This window comes from Pseudonocardia sp. Cha107L01 (genome assembly GCF_052566575.1).
Genome location: NZ_CP199579.1, coordinates 8,673,666 through 8,689,060 on the forward strand (window position 1 = coordinate 8,673,666; position 15,395 = coordinate 8,689,060).

Here is a 15,395-nt window from a genome sequence, read left to right on the forward strand (position 1 = left end):
GTTGAGTGGACCGGAGCGGCCCACCGCCCTCGGGCGAGAGCCACTTATATCGCTAACGGTTCGCCGACCTTACGCGGGACTGCGCAGGTCGACGGTGTAACGGCTGACTCTTGCACTCCCGCGCGCAGTCGTTACGTCGGGGTAACTTGTGCCCATCGTCGCGGAGAACACCGGTCGGCTGACATACCTCGACCGGTGATCCTTGCCACGGAACCCCGTGACGCTGCTCACCAGGCGCGCGGGAGACGGGGAGCTAGGGTCTCCGCACGGTTCGCCGAGTGAAAGGTCACCCAGGTACTGATGAGCGCCGCCGAACAGAGCGCCGCCGACGCCGTGCTGGCGCTCACCGGCGAGCGCACCGTGCCCGGCATCCCGGAGGAGAACTACTGGTTCCGCCGCCACGAGGCCGCCTACCTGACGCTGCTGCACCACTGCGCGGACGCCCGGGTGCTGGAGGCCGGCTGTGGCGAAGGTTACGGCGCCGCTCTGCTCGCCGAGTCGGCCCGGCTGGTCGTCGGCCTGGACTACGACGCGGTCACCGCGGCGCACGTGGCGGCCCGCTACCCCCGGGTGCACGTCGTGCGGGGCAATCTTGCTCACCTTCCGCTGCCCGGCGGCGCCATGGATGTGGTAGCGAACCTGCAGGTGATCGAGCACCTGTGGGACCAGGCAGGCTTCCTCGCCGAGTGCGCGAGGGTGCTGCGCCCCGGCGGGGTGTTGCTGGTCACGACGCCCAACAGGATCACCTTCTCTCCGGGCCGGGATACCCCACTGAACCCATTTCACACCCGTGAACTGTCGGGCGTCGAACTATCGGAGCTCCTCGTCGACGCCGGGTTCGTGGTCCGCGAGCTGCTCGGGCTGCACCACGGGCCGGCGCTGCGCGCGCTGGACGGGGCGCACGGCGGTTCACTGATCGACGCCCAGGTGGCGGTCGCGCTGGGCGACGGGGACTGGCCGGAGCGGCTGCGCGCGGACGTGGCACGGGTCGCGGCGGCGGACTTCGAGATCCACGGCGACCGGATCGACGACAGCCTGGACCTGATCGCGGTGGCCCAGCGCCCGGGGGCTTCGTGAGTTCGCGCCCGGTCGGGACGTTCTGCCTGGTCCTGCACAGCCACCTGCCGTGGCTGCCCCGGCACGGCGCGTGGCCGGTCGGCGAGGAGTGGCTCTACCAGGCCTGGGCAGGCTCCTACCTGCCGGTGCTGGACATGCTGCGCCGGCTGGGCGCCGAAGGGCACCGGGACGTACTCACCCTCGGGGTGACGCCGGTGCTCGCCGCCCAGCTGGACGACCCGTACAGCCTGCGCGGCATGCACGACTGGCTGGGCGGCTGGCTGCTCCGCGCCCACGGCGCCGCCGGCCGCCGCGGCAACGCGCCGCTGGCCGCGCTGGCCGCCGACGAGCACCGCGCGGCCACCGCCGCACTGGCCGACTTCGAGACCCGGTGGCGACACGGCGGGTCGGCGGTACTGCGCCCGCTGGTGGACGACGGCGTCATCGAGCTGCTCGGCGGGCCGGCCACCCACCCGTTCCAGCCGCTGCTCGAGCCGGCGGTGCGGGACTTCGCGCTGCGCGCCGGACTGGCCGACACCGCGCGCCGGCTGGGCTCCCGACCGGCCGGGATCTGGGCGCCGGAGTGCGGTTACGCGCCGGGGATGGAGTACGGCTACGCCGAGGCCGGGGTGCGGCGGTTCCTGGTCGACGGCCCGGCGCTGCGCGGTGACACCGCGTTCGGCCGCCCGGTCGGCGACACCGACGTGGTGTGCTTCGGGCGCGACCTGCCGGTCACCTACCGGGTGTGGTCGCCGAAGGCCGGCTACCCCGGGCATCGGGACTACCGCGACTTCCACACCTACGACCACCCGTCCGGGCTCAAGCCGTCGCGGGTGACCGGGCGCGGGGTCGCCCCGGCGGACAAGAAGCCGTACGACCCGGAGCTGGCCGCCGCCGCGGTCCGCCAGCACGCCGCCGACTTCGTCTCGGTGGTCCGCGAACGGCTCACCGAGCTGGCCGCGCGACACGGCCGCCCGGCGCTGGTGGTGGCCGCCTACGACACCGAGCTGTTCGGGCACTGGTGGCACGAGGGGCCGGCGTGGCTGGCCGAGGTGCTGCGTGGGCTGCCCGAGGCCGGCGTGCGGGTGAGCACCCTGCGCGGGGCGCTGGACGAGGGCCTGGTGGCCGGGCCGGTCGAGCTGCCGGCGTCGTCCTGGGGATCGGGCAAGGACTGGCGCAACTGGGACGGCGAGCGGGTGGCCGACCTGGTGGAGCTGGGCCGGGAGGTGCAGCGCCGGCTGCTGGCCAAGACCGGCACCGAGCCGGTCGGGCTGGGCCGCGACCGGGCGCGGGACGGGCTGGCCCGCCAGGCGCTGCTCGCGCTCGCCAGCGACTGGGCGTTCATGGTCACCAAGGAGTCGGCGGCCGACTACGCCCGGTCCAGGGCGTGGCAGCACGCCGACCGGGTCACCGAGATCTCGGACCTGCTCGCCGCCGGGAGAGTGACGGAGGCCACAGCGGTGGTCGACCGCTACGACCGGCAGGACACCCTGTTCCGCCAGCTGGACGCACGGTCGTTAGCCGACTCGACGGCCCGAACCGAGTATTCGATTCTTACCGGCCGGTAGGTTGCCACCCATGCGTGTACTGCTCGTGTCCTGGGAATACCCGCCGGTGGTCGTGGGCGGCCTCGGCCGGCACGTGCACGCACTGGCGCGGCGCCTCGCCGCCGCCGGGCACGAGGTGCGGGTGCTGTCCCGCCAGCCGGCCGGTACCGACGCCAGTACCCACCCGACGGCGGACGAGCTGGTCGACGGGGTGCGGGTGCTGCGGACCGCCGAGGATCCCGCGCACCTGGAGTTCGAGCGCGACCTGATCGCCTGGACGCTGGGCATGAACCACGGCATGTTGCGGGCCGCGCCGCGCTGGCTCGGTGACTGGCGCCCGGACGTGGTGCACGCGCACGACTGGCTGGTGGCGCACGCGGCGATCGGCCTCGCCGACCTGCTCGAGGTGCCACTGGTGGTCACCCTGCACGCCACCGAGGCCGGCCGGCACGCCGGCTGGCTGACCAGTGTGGTGAGCCAGCAGGTGCACTCCGTGGAGTGGTGGCTGGCCCAGCGCGCCGACGCCCTGATCACCTGCTCCGAAGCGATGCGCACCGAGGCGGCCGGCCTGTTCGACCGCGAGCCCGACTCGATCTCGGTGCTGCACAACGGCATCGAGCCTCGGCGCTGGCGGGTGCGCCGCGCCGAGGTCGACGCGGAGCGCGAGCTGCACGCACCGGACGGCGCCCCGCTGCTGCTCTACTTCGGCCGGTTGGAGTACGAGAAGGGCGTGCACGACCTGATCGCCGCGCTGCCCCGGATCCGGCGCGCGCACCCGGGTACCCGGCTGGTGGTCGCCGGGCACGGCACGCACGCCGACTTCCTGCTCGAGCAGGCCAGGTCGCACCGGGTCCGGCGGGCGGTGAAGCTGGTCGGCCACCTGTCCGACCGTGAGCTGGCCGCGCTGGTCGCGGGTGTCGACGCGGTGGTGCTGCCGAGCCGCTACGAGCCGTTCGGCATGGTCGCGCTGGAGACGGCGGCCGCCGGTGCCCCGCTGGTCGCCTCCACGGCCGGCGGCCTCGGCGAGGTGGTGCGCGACGGTGTCACCGGCCTGTCCTTCGAACCGGGCGACGTGGCCGGCATCGCGAGAGCGGTGCGGGCGGTGCTGGACGACCCGGCGGCCGCCGCCACCCGGGCCAGGGCGGCGCGCGCCCGGCTGCGCACCGAGTTCGACTGGGACCAGATCACCGCGGCCACCGCGCGGGTCTACGCCGGCGCCCGCCGCCACCGGCTCGAGCCGATCGGCCGCCCCAAGATCCCGACCGGCAACGCCTTCGGCCCCGACCGCTAGATGATCGATTCCAAGGTTTAGTGGTCGTAGGCCAGTAGTGATCGTTTGATGGTTTGGCCGGTGTGGTCGTTGTGCCAGATCGCTGCTGTCAGTGCGAGGACTCGTTGGACGATGCGGACCCAGACTCCGGCGGGGGTGTGGCCGCCGTGTTGTTCGAGGTTGAGTTGGCCTTTGAAGGTGTCGTTGATGGACTCGATGACCTGGCGTAACGGCTTGAACAGCGCTGTTCCGGGGCGGGGTTGTTCACCTTTGCGAGCGGGTCGCAGGAGGCGCAGGCCGGTGTTGGCGAGTTCAGCTTCGAATTGGCGGCCGTAGTAGTTGCGGTCGGCGATCACGGTCTGTCCGGCCCGTGCGGGTGCGGTCAGTTCGGGGTCGGTGTCGAGGATTGCGAGCAGGGTGTGGCGTTCGTCGGCCTTCGCGCCAGTCAGGGCGAACCCGACGGGCAGCCCGTGCAGCGTGCACAACAGGTGCAACCGCAGCCCCCAGAAGAACCGTGAGTGCGAGGCGCAGTACCCGTATTCGGCCCACCCGGCCAGGTCGGAGCGGCGGACCGCGTCGCGGGATCGGGCGCACTCGACCGGGGTGGAATCGACGACCCACACGTCGTCGGTCCACAACGTGGTGTCGCGGGCCAGCACGCCTACCAGCCATCCGATCGTGGCTCCCAGGCCGCGCAGGCGCTTGTTGTAACCGGGCTGCTGGGGCAGGTAGCGGAACAGATGTCCCAGGTGGGCCCGGGTATAGCGCAACCAACGGGCCTCGCTGGTATGTCCGAGCAGGGCCTGCATCACCGCCAAGGTGATCAGCTCAGAGTCGGTGATCTTCGGTGCGATCCCGACCTTCGGGCGCCACGGGGCCCGTTCCGGCGTGGCCTTCAGCAGATCATCGGTTCGCACGTAGAGTGCCGTCGCGAGGGTGTCCAGGTCAGCGTCCACGAGAGCCTCCTGCTCATCTGGGTAAGCACGCTGATCCTGGGCACCCTCCACCACAGCTCACCGAACGCCGCGCCGGACCGACCCCTTGGAATTGGTCATCTAGTCCCGCGAGCTCCGGTCCGGCGCGTGTCCTAGTCCGGCAGGGACTTCAGGGACTCCTGGACGGCGCGGGCGTGTTTGCGGGCGATGTCGGCCAGCGCGGCGCGGCGGTCGGCGTCGGCGGCGTAGTCGTCCTTGCGGTTGCGTACCACCCGGGCCGGCGAGCCGACCGCGATGGCGTAGTCCGGGATGGTCCCGCGCACCACCGCGTGCGCGCCGAGCACGCAGCCCCGGCCGACCCGGGTCCCCCGCAGCACCGACACCTTGGTGCCGACCCAGCAGTCCGGCCCGATCCGCACCGGCGTCTTCACGATGCCCTGGTCCTTGATCGGCACGTGGATGTCGGTGATCACGTGGTCGAAGTCGCAGATGTAGACCCAGTCCGCGACCAGCGTCGCCGCACCCAGCTCGATGTCCAGGTAGCAGTTGATCGTGTTGTCCTTGCCCATCACGACCTTGTCGCCGATGCGCAGTGAGCCCTCGTGGCAGCGCAGCGAGTTCCCGTCCCCGATGTGCACCCAGCGGCCGATCTCGAGCCGCCCGTAGCCGGGCCGGGCGTGCAGCTCCACGTTCTTGCCGAGGAAGACCATGCCGCGCAGCAGGACGTGCGGGTTGGCGATCCGGAACTTCAGCAGCCGCGCGTAGCGGACCAGGTACCACGGCGTCCAGGCCCGGTTCCGGATCATCCAGCGCAGCGAGTCGAGCGTGAGGAACTTCGCCTGGCGCGGGTCCCGCCGGTTGCGCCGCCAGTCCGCCCAACGGGTCCGTACCGGAGCCCCCCACATGCTGGTCACGGCGGAACAGCCTAGTGCTCTGGTCCGCAGCGCCAGGAAGCCCGTGTCGGGCCGCGGCCGGGGTTGGCCCGGTCGCGGCCGGACGTGGTCAGGCCGCGTGGGCCTGGGACTCTTCGATCAGCAGCGCGGCTTCCTCGGGGTACCGGGCCACCAGGCCGTCGATCACGTGCTCGCGGCCCTCTTCGATCGCCACGTTGACCTGGAACGCGTAGTAGTCGTGCAGCTCCCGCAGTCGCTGCTCGATGTCGGTGTTCATTCGTCCTCTCCCTGATGTGTGGTTCGGGGGCTCGCCGGCGGCCGGTTTCCGGGTCGCCGGGTCCTGGGGAGGACCCAGACGCTCTGTCCGACGGGCTCCATCCCATTATCGGCCGGCTTTGTCGAATCGTTTCGATGCTGCTAGCCAGCTCACAGGAGGTCCCGGTCACAACCCGCCCCGCGCACCGAGGACACCGCGCGCGGTCCCGTCAGTTGTGCCAGGCTGGGCCCGGTGTCCACCGCCCCACCCGCCCGGATCCCGCTGCTGATCGACACCGATCCGGGTATCGACGACGCGGTCGCGCTCCTGCTCGCCGTGAGCAGCCCGGACGCTCGGCTACTCGGGGTGAGCGCGGTGTTCGGCAACGTCGGGCTGGAGACCACCTCGGCCAACGCGCGCCGGCTGCTGGCCCTGGCCGGCCGCGCCGACGTGCCGGTGGCCGCCGGTGCCGAGCGCCCACTGGTGTTCCCCCAGGCGCAGCGGGCCGGTGAGTGGCACCACGAGGACGGTCTCGGCGGTCGCGCCGACACCCTGCCCGCACCCGGCCCACTGGATCCGCGCGGTGCCGTCGAACTGCTCGCCGACCTGCTGCGCGGCGCCGAGGAGCCGGTCACGCTGGTCCCGATCGGCCCGCTGACCAACATCGCGCTGCTGCTGGCCAGCCATCCCGAGCTGACTCCGAAGATCGGCCGGATCGTCGCGATGGGCGGCGCGCTGAGTGGCGGCAACACCACGGCGACCGCCGAGTTCAACGTCAACTCCGATCCGGAGGCCGCGCACCGGGTACTCGCCGAGGAGTCGGTGCCGGTCACCCTGGTGCCGCTGGAGCTGACCCGGCGCTGCGCCGTCCCCGGCGACTGGCTGGCCGAGCTGGCCGCGAGCGGCCCCAGGTGCGCCCTGCTGGCCAGCCTGACCGAGTACTACCGGACCCGGATCCGGGCCAGAACCGGGGTGGACGCCGTGCCGCTGCACGACGCGGTCGCGGTGCTCGAGGCGGTGCTGCCGGGCACCCTGCGCACCGAGGCGAAACCGCTGGCGGTGGCCTGTGCGCCGGCCGGGCAGCGCGGCACCGTACGGATCGAGGCCGCCGGCAGGTCGCGCCCGGTGGACGTCGCGGTGGACGTCGCGGTGGACACCGACATCCCCCGGCTGCACGCCGAGATCCTGCGCCGGCTGCGCACCCTGGACGACAGCTCCCCCGACCCAGCCTGAACCGAGCGCGCCTGTATCCGACCGGGCGGGGTCAGCTGTCGTCGGTCAGGCCGCGCTCGATGGCGTAGCGGGTCAGCTCGACCCGGTTGCGCAGGTGCAGCTTGCGCAGCGTGTTCTGCACGTGGCTCTCCACGGTGCGGTGCGAGAGCACCAGGCGGGTGGCGATCTGCCGTGCGGTCATCCCCTTCGCCACCAGGCGCAGCACGTCGGTCTCCCGCTCGGTGAGCCGCAGCGTCGGGTCCTCGGCGTCGGACCCGCCGCCCCGGCCGGTCCGCCCGTCGGCGGTGTCCATCCGCCGGAACTCCCCCAGCACCAACCCGGCCAGCCCGGGGGTGAACACCGCCGCGCCGTCCGCCGTACGGCGCACCGCGGCCTCCAGCTCGGTGATGCTGGCCGACTTCACCAGGTAGCCGCTCGCCCCGGCCTTCACCGCGTCCAGCACGTCCTGGTGCTCGCCGCTCGCGGACAGCACCAGGATCCGCGTTCCCGGTAGCCGCTCGAGAATGCCGGCGATCGCCGCGACGCCCTGGGTCTCGCCCAGGTTGAGGTCCATCAGCACCACCCTGGGTCGGGTCGCGGTGGCGATGCGGACGGCGGCCGGCGCGTCCGGTGCGGTGGCCACCACCCGCAGACCGCGCTCGGCGAGATCCCTGGCGACCCCGTCCCGCCACATCGGGTGGTCGTCGACGACCATCACGGTGATCTCATCGGGCGGTTCGGAGCGCATCCGGTGATCCTGCCCTGTCCCGCGCCGGCGCGGCGGCCCGGTTCGGCCGGCGCCGTCAGGCGACGGCGGCGTCAGGCGCCGCCACCGTCACGCGACGGCGCCGTCTGGGTCTCCGGACCGGTGCCCGGTCATCGTCTTCGCCCGGCCGGTGCCCGACGCACCGGGATCTCGAAGGTCCACTCGCAGCCGAGGCCGGGCCCGCTCTCGCAGCGCGCCGTGCCGCCGACCGACTCGATGCGGCCCTGGATGCTGCGCGACACGCCCAGCCGGCCCTCGGCCTCGGCGGCGGCCAACCGCCCGGCGGGGATGCCCGGCCCGTCGTCCCGCACGCTCACCACGACCTGCTCACCGAGGTCCTCCAGCAGCACCCAGGCCGGCGCGTCCGGCCCCACGTGCACCCGCACGTTGGCCAGCGCCGCCTCGACCGCGGCCACCAGCTCGGTCGCGGTGTGCGTGGACAGCAGCACCGGGGTCGCCGGCGTGGAGACCGTCACCCGGGGAGTGGCCAGCGCGGCGAGCCGGGCGGTCACCTCCTCCTGGCCGAGCGGACGCTGCTCCGGCGGGCCGGTGACGATCAGCGTGCGCAGCGCGACCTCCTGCTCGCCGGCCAGTGAGCCGAGCTCGGCGGCCGGTCCGCCCAGCTCGGCGCCGCGCCGGCGGACCTGGGCGAGCACCTGCAGCACGCCGTCGTGGATCGAGCGGGCCAGCCGCTCCCGCTCGGCAAGCGCGGCGCGCAGCTCGATCGCCTGGCGCAGCCGGTCCGAGGAGCGGCGCAGCACCGTCGCCGCGTAGCCGACAGCGAGCGCGGTGGCCACCATCAGCAGCAGGTCGGTGGCCTCGGCGGAACCGAGCCGGCCGCGCACCACCAGCACGGCCCCCTGCACCAGCAGCGCACCGGCCAGCCCGGACAGCACCCCGTAGGCCAGCGCGACGGCGATCACCGGCCCTGCCGACCACACCGTGGTCAGCACCGGGGCGCCGTGCGCGATCCGGTCCGGGGTGTCGACCAGGCGGGTGGCGGCGACCGCGACCAGCGTGACGACGACGTCGAGCAGCGCCAGCCGACCCTGGGGCAGTACCCACAGCCCCCACAGCGCCCACTTCGGCCTGAGGTAGCCCACCGAGGTCACCACGGTCCAGACCGCCATCAGCACCAACGCCAGCACCGCGCCACCGGGCGAGCGGTAGTAGGGGTGGTTGAGGATCACCAGCACCGCCGCGTAACCCCAGGCCAGAACCCGGTACCCGACCAGGCCGCGCCAGAACGGGTCGAGCACCCGGGTCGCCAGGTCGGCCTCGAGAGCCCCGGGCGGCGGCGCGCCGGCCGCGCCGGAACCCGACGCGACAGCCCCGGGCGGTCGAGGACCGGGGGGCGGGGAGCCGGGCGGGTGGGGCGAGGCGGCCACCGCCGACTACTCGGCGAGACCCTGGGTGATCGCGTAGCGGGTCAGCTCCACGCGGTTGTGCAGGTGCAGCTTGCGTGCGGTGTTCTGGACGTGGTTCTCCACGGTCCGCCGCGACAGGCCGAGCTCCTTGGCGACCTGCTGGGAGGTGAGGCCGGTGGCGACCAGCTTCAGCACCTCGGTCTCCCTCGCGGTGAGCCGGGGTACCGGGGCCTGCCCGGGCTCGGGCCCGACGGTCAGCCGCTGGTACTCGCCGAGCACCAGGTCGGCCAGCCCCGGGGTGAACACCGCGTCGCCGTTGGCGGTCCGCCGCACCGCGTCCATGAGTTCGGCGGCGCTGGCCGACTTGACCAGGTAGCCGGCCGCACCGGCCTTGACGGCTTCCAGCACGTCGCTGTGCCCGGCGCGCTCGGAGAGCACCAGCACCCGGGTGTCCGGCATCGTGTTGGCGATCGTGCGCACCGCTTCCACGGCGGACAGCTCGTCCAGGTCCAGATCGATCACCACGACTCTCGGCTGGGTGGCCGCCGCGATCCGCAGGGTGAACGACGAGTCCGCCACGGTCGCCACCACCGCGAAGCCCTGCGCCGCCAGGTCGCGGGCGACCCCCTCCCGCCAGATCGGGTGATCATCGACAACGACGACCGTCACCGAAGCCGGGTCGTCGTACGTCTCACTCATCGGAGTGGGTCCCTTCCGAGATCTTCTTCACCCGCATGGAGGCAGCCGATGACCGCCAACCGTGCGCAATCGTTCCATCACGGTGGTGGCCGCGGCGCTGAACCGGTGCACTACACCCGACCGGACCTCATCGTCCCGCCACCGGATCGTCACACTGGATCCTCAACTGGTTGAACGCTCTCACATCCAGTGATCGGGCATACCCGACCCACCAAGTGTGCGCCCGATGAGCTGAATCTAACCGAGAACGGGTCCCCCCGTTAGAGTGGCCTCATCCCCGGTTTTGTACCGGTGACCAGCGCGTTGTAGAAGTACCGGCGCGGCACCACCCGATCCAGCACCCGAGTGTCCAACACCGACAAACGCTCCCAGGTGCGCCAGGCGAACATTGCCCAGCGCATCCCCAGCTTGCCCGACGGCACCGCCGCCTCGAAGGTGCGCACCGGCCAGCCGAACAGGGCGGCGGCCAGCTCCTCGGTCACCACCCGGGCCCCCATGGCGCCGGCGCCGCGCGCGGTCGCCTCGAGCTCATCGGGGTCGAAGGTGTGGATGTCCACCACGGCTTCCAGTGCGGCGGCCCGGGACGACTCGTCCAGCTCGGCCTGCGGGCGGCGCCAACCACGCAGCGGGCCGAGCCTGGTCAGCCGGGTGGTGGCCCACCACGTCGCCTGGCCGAGCCGGCGGGCGTACCGGTCACCGATCTTCGTCGGCTCGCCGGCGAACACGAACCTTCCGCCGGGCTTGAGCACCCGCAGCACCTCACGCAGCGCGGCCGCCACGTCCGGGATGTGGTGCAGCACGGCGTGCCCGACGACCAGGTCGAAGGTGTTGTCCTCGTACGGGATGCGCTCGGCATCGGCCACCTTGCCGTCCACGTCCAGACCGAGGCCGGCGGCGTTGCGCAGCGCCACCTGGACCATGCCCGGCGACAGGTCGGTCACCGACCCGCGCTTGGCCACCCCGCCCTGCATCAGGTTGAGCAGGAAGAACCCGGTACCGCTGCCCAGCTCCAGCGCCCGCTCGTACGGCCAACCCGCTTCCCCGGCGACCAGGCGGAACCGGCCGGTGGCGTAGTCGATGCAGCGCTCGTCGTAGGAGATCGACCACTTCTCGTCGTAGGAGCCAGCCTCCCAGTCGTGGTACAGCACGTTGGCGAGCTTGGGGTCCCGCCGCGCGGCCTCCACCTGCTCGGCCGTGGCGTGCGGGTTCGGCGCCGGATCGCTACTCATGAGTAAGAGCCTAGTGGCCCGTTATCGAGGTTCCGCACCGAACTCGCCCCTCCGGTTCAACAATCGGTAAAGCTAGCCTTGCTTGAGCTGCCGACCGGGAACGACGTCACGCCACGCCGGAAATCACGCCCGCCGCGCACTGAACCGCCCGCCCTCGTAGCGCACCAGCAGCGGCAGCCCGAACGCGCGGGACAGGTTCGGCTCGGTGATCACGTCCGGCAGCAGCCCCTGGGCGACCACGCCGCCGCCGCGCAGCAGCAGACCGTGGGTGTACCCCGGTGGGATCTCCTCGACATGGTGGGTGACCAGCACACTGGCCGGCGCCTCCGCGTCCTCGGCCAGCCGCGACAGCCGGGACACCAGGTCCTCCCGGCCACCCAGATCGAGCCCGGCAGCGGGCTCGTCGAGCAGCAGCAGCTCGGGGTCGGCCATCAGGGCACGGGCGATCATCACCCGCTTGCGCTCACCCTCGGACAGGGTACGGAACTGCCGCGCCGCGAACCCCCACATGCCCAGGGCGTCGAGCAGCCGGTCGGCCCGGTCGAGGTCGAAGCTGTCGTAGTGCTCGCGCCACCGCCCCAGCAGTGCATACCCGGCACTGACCACGATGTCGCGGACGATCTCGTCCCCGGGCACCCGCTGCGCCAGCGCGGCCGAGCAGAACCCGAGCCGCGGCCGCAGCTCGAACAGGTCCACCCGGCCGAGCTGCTCGCCGAGCACGTGCACGGTCCCGCTGCTCGGGTGCAGCTCGGCGGCCGCCATCCGCAGCAGCGTGGTCTTGCCGGCGCCGTTGGGCCCGAGTACCACCCACCGCTCGTCCAGCTCGACCGACCAGTTCACGTCGCGCAGCAGTGTGGTCTCGCCGCGGCGCACCGACACGTCGTCCATCCGGATGACGAGGTCGGTCAGATCCGGGTGACCGCCCACCTCACGGGCCACGGCGGCCGATGTCCCATTGGTTAGCTCGCTAGCCTCGCCCACGGGCCCTATCCTTACCGATGATGCCGTCCAACGAGCGCACCGCACGCCCCGCCGCGCCGCCGGCCGACACAGTCTTCCCGCTGGGTGCCCACCTCACCGAGGATGGTGCCCGCTTCTCCGTCGCCTCCGCCAGCGCCGATGCCGTGGAGCTCTGCCTGCTGGAGCCCGACCCGGCCGGCGGGCCGCCGAGCGAGCGGCGGGTGGAGCTGACCGAGCGCACGTTCGGGATCTGGCACGGCTTGGTGACCGGGATCACGCCCGGCCAGCGGTACGGGTACCGGGTGCACGGTCGCTACGAGCCGACCGAGGGGATCCGGGCGAACCCGGCCAAGCTGCTGGTCGACCCGTACGCCCGCCAGATCACCGGCCAGCTCACCGATCTGGAGGCCGCCCTCGGTTACCAGGGCGACCCGATGTCCGGCCCGCCGAGCGCGGTGGACTCGCTGGGCTCGGTGCCGGTCTCGGTGCTCACCGCCCCGGCCGCGCCGGCCCCAGGTCCGGGTCCGAACGTGCCGTGGGCCGACACGGTGATCTACGAGATGCACGTCAAGGGCTTCACCCAGGTCCACCCCGAGGTGCCGACCGAGCAGCGGGGCAGCTACCTCGGGCTCGCCCACCCGGCGGTGCTCGAACACCTGCGCTCGCTCGGTGTCACCGCGGTCGAACTGCTGCCGGTGCACTCGTTCGTCGACGAGTCGAGCCTGCTGCGCCGCGGCGCGCGGAACTACTGGGGCTACTCGACGCTGGGCTTCCTCGCGCCGCACGCCGGCTACGCCTCGGTGCCGGGCCAGGAGCTCGCGGAGTTCCGGACCATGGTCGCCGCGCTGCACTCGGCCGGTATCGAGGTCATCCTGGACGTGGTCTACAACCACACCTGCGAGGGCGGCGTCAGCGGCCCCACGCTGAGCTTCCGGGGGCTGGACGCGCCGGCCTACTACGTGCACCGCGGCCGCGGCGAGATGGTCGACATCACCGGCTGCGGCAACACCGTGGACGCGGCCTCGCCGACGGTGGCCAGGCTGGTCTGCGACTCACTGCGCTACTGGGCCGAGCTCGGCGTGGACGGCTTCCGGTTCGACCTGGCCAGCGTGCTCGGCCGGCCCCGCGCGGGCAGCTTCGACCCGGATGCCGGGCTGCTCACCATGATCGCTGCCGACCCGGTGCTGGCGAACCGCAAACTGATCGCCGAGCCGTGGGACGCCACCGGCGAGGGCTACCGGGTGGGTGGCTTCGGCGTGCAGTGGGCGGAGTGGAACGGCCAGTACCGGGACGCGGTGCGGGACTTCTGGCGCGGCGCCGGCGGCATCAGCGACCTCGCCCGGCGGCTCAGCGGCTCGGAGGACCTGTACGCGATGTCGGGGCGGCGGCCCTGGGCGTCGGTCAATCTGGTCACCGCGCACGACGGCTTCACTCTGCGCGACCTGGTGTCCTACGAGACCAAGCACAACTCCGACAATGGCGAGAACAACCGGGACGGCACCGACGACAACCGGTCGCAGAACTTCGGGGTGGAGGGCGAGACCGACCGGCCCGAGGTCCGCGCCGACCGGTTGCGCACGGCCAGGGCGCTGCTGAGCACGCTGCTGCTGTCCGCCGGCACCCCGATGTTGACCGCCGGCGACGAGCGCTGGCGCACCCAGCGGGGCAACAACAACGCCTACTGCCAGGACAACGTGATCTCCTGGCTGGACTGGACACCGGACCCGGACGCCGAGGAGCTCACCGCTTTCACCGCCCGGCTGCTGGAGCTGCGCCGGGACGGCCGGGCACCGTCCTGGGAGCGGTTCTACCGCCCGGCGGACGTGACCTGGTGGCGCGCCGACGGGGGTCGGATCACCGAGGAGAACTGGCACGACTCCGACATCCGCACTGTCGGCCTGCTGGCCGGCAAGGAGTGGATGCTGCTGCTGCACAGCGGCACCGAGACGCTCGAGTACGTGCTGCCGGACGTCGCGCTCACCCCGCTGCTGGACAGCGGTCAGCCGGACGGCCGCCCGGCCGACCCGGCACCGCTGACCCCGGGCGCCACCATCACGGTGCCCGGCCTCACCGCGCTGCTGCTGGCCGGGGACTAGAGCCGGCGTCCGGACTACCGCCGTCGCACTACCGCCGTCGCACTACCGCCGTCGCACTACCGCCGTCGCACTACCGCCAGGCCGGATAGTCTGGCGCGACCAGTTGGTAGCGCTCACTCCACCCGGGCAGCGGCTCGCCGCCAAGGTGCGCCTCCAGCCGGTCCAGGTAGGCGTGCGTGCCGGGCAGGAAACCGCGGGCATTGCGCACGCCGAGGCCCCGGTGGGTGAAGGTCAGCACGGTGCCCGTCCCCTCCTCGGCGAGCTCGTAGCGCACCACGCCGGCTTCCACGATGTTCTGGTTCCACTCGTGCTCCAGCACCTTGGGCGGGTCCCAGACCAGGATGCGCCCGGTCATCCTCTTGTGCTCGGGCGGCGCCGGCGGGTCGGCCGGCATCATGTCGATCCGACCGCCGACCCGGGGGTCGAGCGCGGTCACCCCGAACCAGTCCGCCCGCGCGGCCGGGTCGGTGATCGCCGCCCAGACCGCGTCGATCGGGTACGGCAGGTGCCGGACGAAGGTCATCGTCGCCCGGTCGCCGTCGACGCTCAGTTCGCCGGTGCGCCTGGTACTCATGCGTGCTCCCCCGGTGTGTCGGACTGCTGGCCACGGGTCCGGGCCAGGTGCTGCTCCAGCGAGTCGAGGTGTGCCGCCCAGTAGCGGCGGTACGCGCCGAGCCACCGGTCGATCTCCACCAGCCCGTCGGCGCGCAACGCGTAGATCCGCCGCTGGGCGTCCGGGCGGACCTCGACCAGTCCGACCTCGCGCAGCACCCGCAGGTGACGGGACACGGCCGGCTGGGTCAGGTTCGGCAGCGTGGCGACCAGCTCCCCGGCGGTCCGCTCCCCCTCGGCCAGGACGTCCAGCAGCGCGCGGCGACTGGGCTCGGCGACGGCCTCGAACACATCCATGGGCACCAAAATCGCACCAAGCGTATATAAAAGCAAGCACATATAAGTTGATCGCCCGGGAGCGCGGCGGGTGACCTGTGGAGGTGTCACGTGTGGACGCCCGGCCTGGGCACGTGTCACGTGTGGACGCCCAATCCGTGGACGCTGCCTACGCCGGACGTGGCGGGATGCTGCGGGACTCGCAAGGACAGGAACAGAGC

Annotated in this window: 15 protein-coding genes; 5 read left to right on the top strand and 10 right to left on the bottom strand. The window is 72.5% G+C overall.

What is annotated here, in order from left to right; genetic code table 11:
• The first annotated feature begins 300 nt into the window (after positions 1-300).
• From ACTXG6_RS40950 to ACTXG6_RS40960, 3 genes are read left to right on the top strand one after another with little or no spacing between them, the layout of a single operon-like run.
• Positions 301-1,077 carry a class I SAM-dependent methyltransferase gene (locus ACTXG6_RS40950; protein ID WP_445184676.1) on the top strand — a complete coding sequence of 259 codons (777 nt, stop codon included), beginning with the start codon at positions 301-303 and terminating at the stop codon, positions 1,075-1,077.
• On the top strand, positions 1,074-2,624 hold the full coding sequence (locus ACTXG6_RS40955) for a 1,4-alpha-glucan branching protein domain-containing protein (RefSeq protein WP_445184677.1): 1,551 nt from the start codon (positions 1,074-1,076) through the stop codon (positions 2,622-2,624). Before ACTXG6_RS40950 ends, ACTXG6_RS40955 begins: the two co-directional genes overlap by 4 nt.
• A gap of 10 nt (positions 2,625-2,634) precedes the next feature.
• Positions 2,635-3,894: a glycosyltransferase family 4 protein gene (locus ACTXG6_RS40960; RefSeq protein WP_445184678.1), complete on the top strand. Its 1,260-nt coding sequence runs from the start codon at positions 2,635-2,637 to the stop codon at positions 3,892-3,894.
• Positions 3,895-3,911: 17 nt separating this feature from the next.
• Here ACTXG6_RS40960 and ACTXG6_RS40965 read toward each other — a convergent pair whose 3' ends face one another.
• The 3 genes from ACTXG6_RS40965 to ACTXG6_RS40975 all read right to left on the bottom strand — a co-directional run bounded on the left by ACTXG6_RS40965 (position 3,912) and on the right by ACTXG6_RS40975 (position 5,978).
• Positions 3,912-4,829 carry an IS982 family transposase gene (locus ACTXG6_RS40965; protein WP_445184679.1) on the bottom strand — a complete coding sequence of 306 codons (918 nt, stop codon included), beginning with the start codon at positions 4,827-4,829 and terminating at the stop codon, positions 3,912-3,914.
• Between the two features lie 131 nt (positions 4,830-4,960).
• Positions 4,961-5,722: an acyltransferase gene (locus ACTXG6_RS40970; RefSeq protein WP_445184680.1), complete on the bottom strand. Its 762-nt coding sequence runs from the start codon at positions 5,720-5,722 to the stop codon at positions 4,961-4,963.
• An 88-nt stretch (positions 5,723-5,810) separates the two neighbouring features.
• The gene (locus ACTXG6_RS40975) at positions 5,811-5,978 is read right to left on the bottom strand and encodes a hypothetical protein (RefSeq protein ID WP_445184681.1); all 168 of its coding nucleotides are present in this window, start codon (positions 5,976-5,978) and stop codon (positions 5,811-5,813) included.
• A gap of 231 nt (positions 5,979-6,209) precedes the next feature.
• Here ACTXG6_RS40975 and ACTXG6_RS40980 point away from each other — a divergent pair, with 231 nt between their 5' ends.
• On the top strand, positions 6,210-7,190 hold the full coding sequence (locus tag ACTXG6_RS40980) for a nucleoside hydrolase (protein WP_445184682.1): 981 nt from the start codon (positions 6,210-6,212) through the stop codon (positions 7,188-7,190).
• 31 nt (positions 7,191-7,221) lie between these two features.
• Here the strand turns inward: ACTXG6_RS40980 and ACTXG6_RS40985 are convergent, their stop codons facing one another.
• From ACTXG6_RS40985 to ACTXG6_RS41005, 5 genes are all read right to left on the bottom strand, one after another.
• On the bottom strand, positions 7,222-7,917 hold the full coding sequence (locus tag ACTXG6_RS40985; RefSeq protein WP_445184683.1) for a response regulator: 696 nt from the start codon (positions 7,915-7,917) through the stop codon (positions 7,222-7,224).
• Positions 7,918-8,045: 128 nt separating this feature from the next.
• Positions 8,046-9,323, bottom strand: coding sequence for a MacS family sensor histidine kinase (gene macS / locus ACTXG6_RS40990; protein ID WP_445184684.1), 1,278 nt, complete (start codon positions 9,321-9,323; stop codon positions 8,046-8,048).
• A 6-nt stretch (positions 9,324-9,329) separates the two neighbouring features.
• Positions 9,330-10,001, bottom strand: coding sequence for a response regulator (locus tag ACTXG6_RS40995; RefSeq protein ID WP_445184685.1), 672 nt, complete (start codon positions 9,999-10,001; stop codon positions 9,330-9,332).
• Positions 10,002-10,261: 260 nt separating this feature from the next.
• Positions 10,262-11,230 carry a class I SAM-dependent methyltransferase gene (locus ACTXG6_RS41000; protein ID WP_445184686.1) on the bottom strand — a complete coding sequence of 323 codons (969 nt, stop codon included), beginning with the start codon at positions 11,228-11,230 and terminating at the stop codon, positions 10,262-10,264.
• Positions 11,231-11,353: 123 nt separating this feature from the next.
• Positions 11,354-12,118, bottom strand: coding sequence for an ABC transporter ATP-binding protein (locus tag ACTXG6_RS41005; RefSeq protein ID WP_445190258.1), 765 nt, complete (start codon positions 12,116-12,118; stop codon positions 11,354-11,356).
• 113 nt (positions 12,119-12,231) lie between these two features.
• Between ACTXG6_RS41005 and glgX the strand changes: the two genes are divergently transcribed.
• Positions 12,232-14,286 (top strand): glycogen debranching protein GlgX, encoded by a 2,055-nt coding sequence (gene glgX, locus ACTXG6_RS41010; protein ID WP_445184687.1) that lies wholly within the window; start codon positions 12,232-12,234, stop codon positions 14,284-14,286.
• A gap of 70 nt (positions 14,287-14,356) precedes the next feature.
• Here the strand turns inward: glgX and ACTXG6_RS41015 are convergent, their stop codons facing one another.
• Both ACTXG6_RS41015 and ACTXG6_RS41020 read right to left on the bottom strand, forming a co-directional pair.
• Positions 14,357-14,860 carry an SRPBCC family protein gene (locus ACTXG6_RS41015; RefSeq protein WP_445184688.1) on the bottom strand — a complete coding sequence of 168 codons (504 nt, stop codon included), beginning with the start codon at positions 14,858-14,860 and terminating at the stop codon, positions 14,357-14,359.
• Positions 14,857-15,195 (bottom strand): ArsR/SmtB family transcription factor, encoded by a 339-nt coding sequence (locus ACTXG6_RS41020; RefSeq protein ID WP_445190259.1) that lies wholly within the window; start codon positions 15,193-15,195, stop codon positions 14,857-14,859. Before ACTXG6_RS41020 ends, ACTXG6_RS41015 begins: the two co-directional genes overlap by 4 nt.
• Positions 15,196-15,395 lie beyond the last annotated feature (200 nt).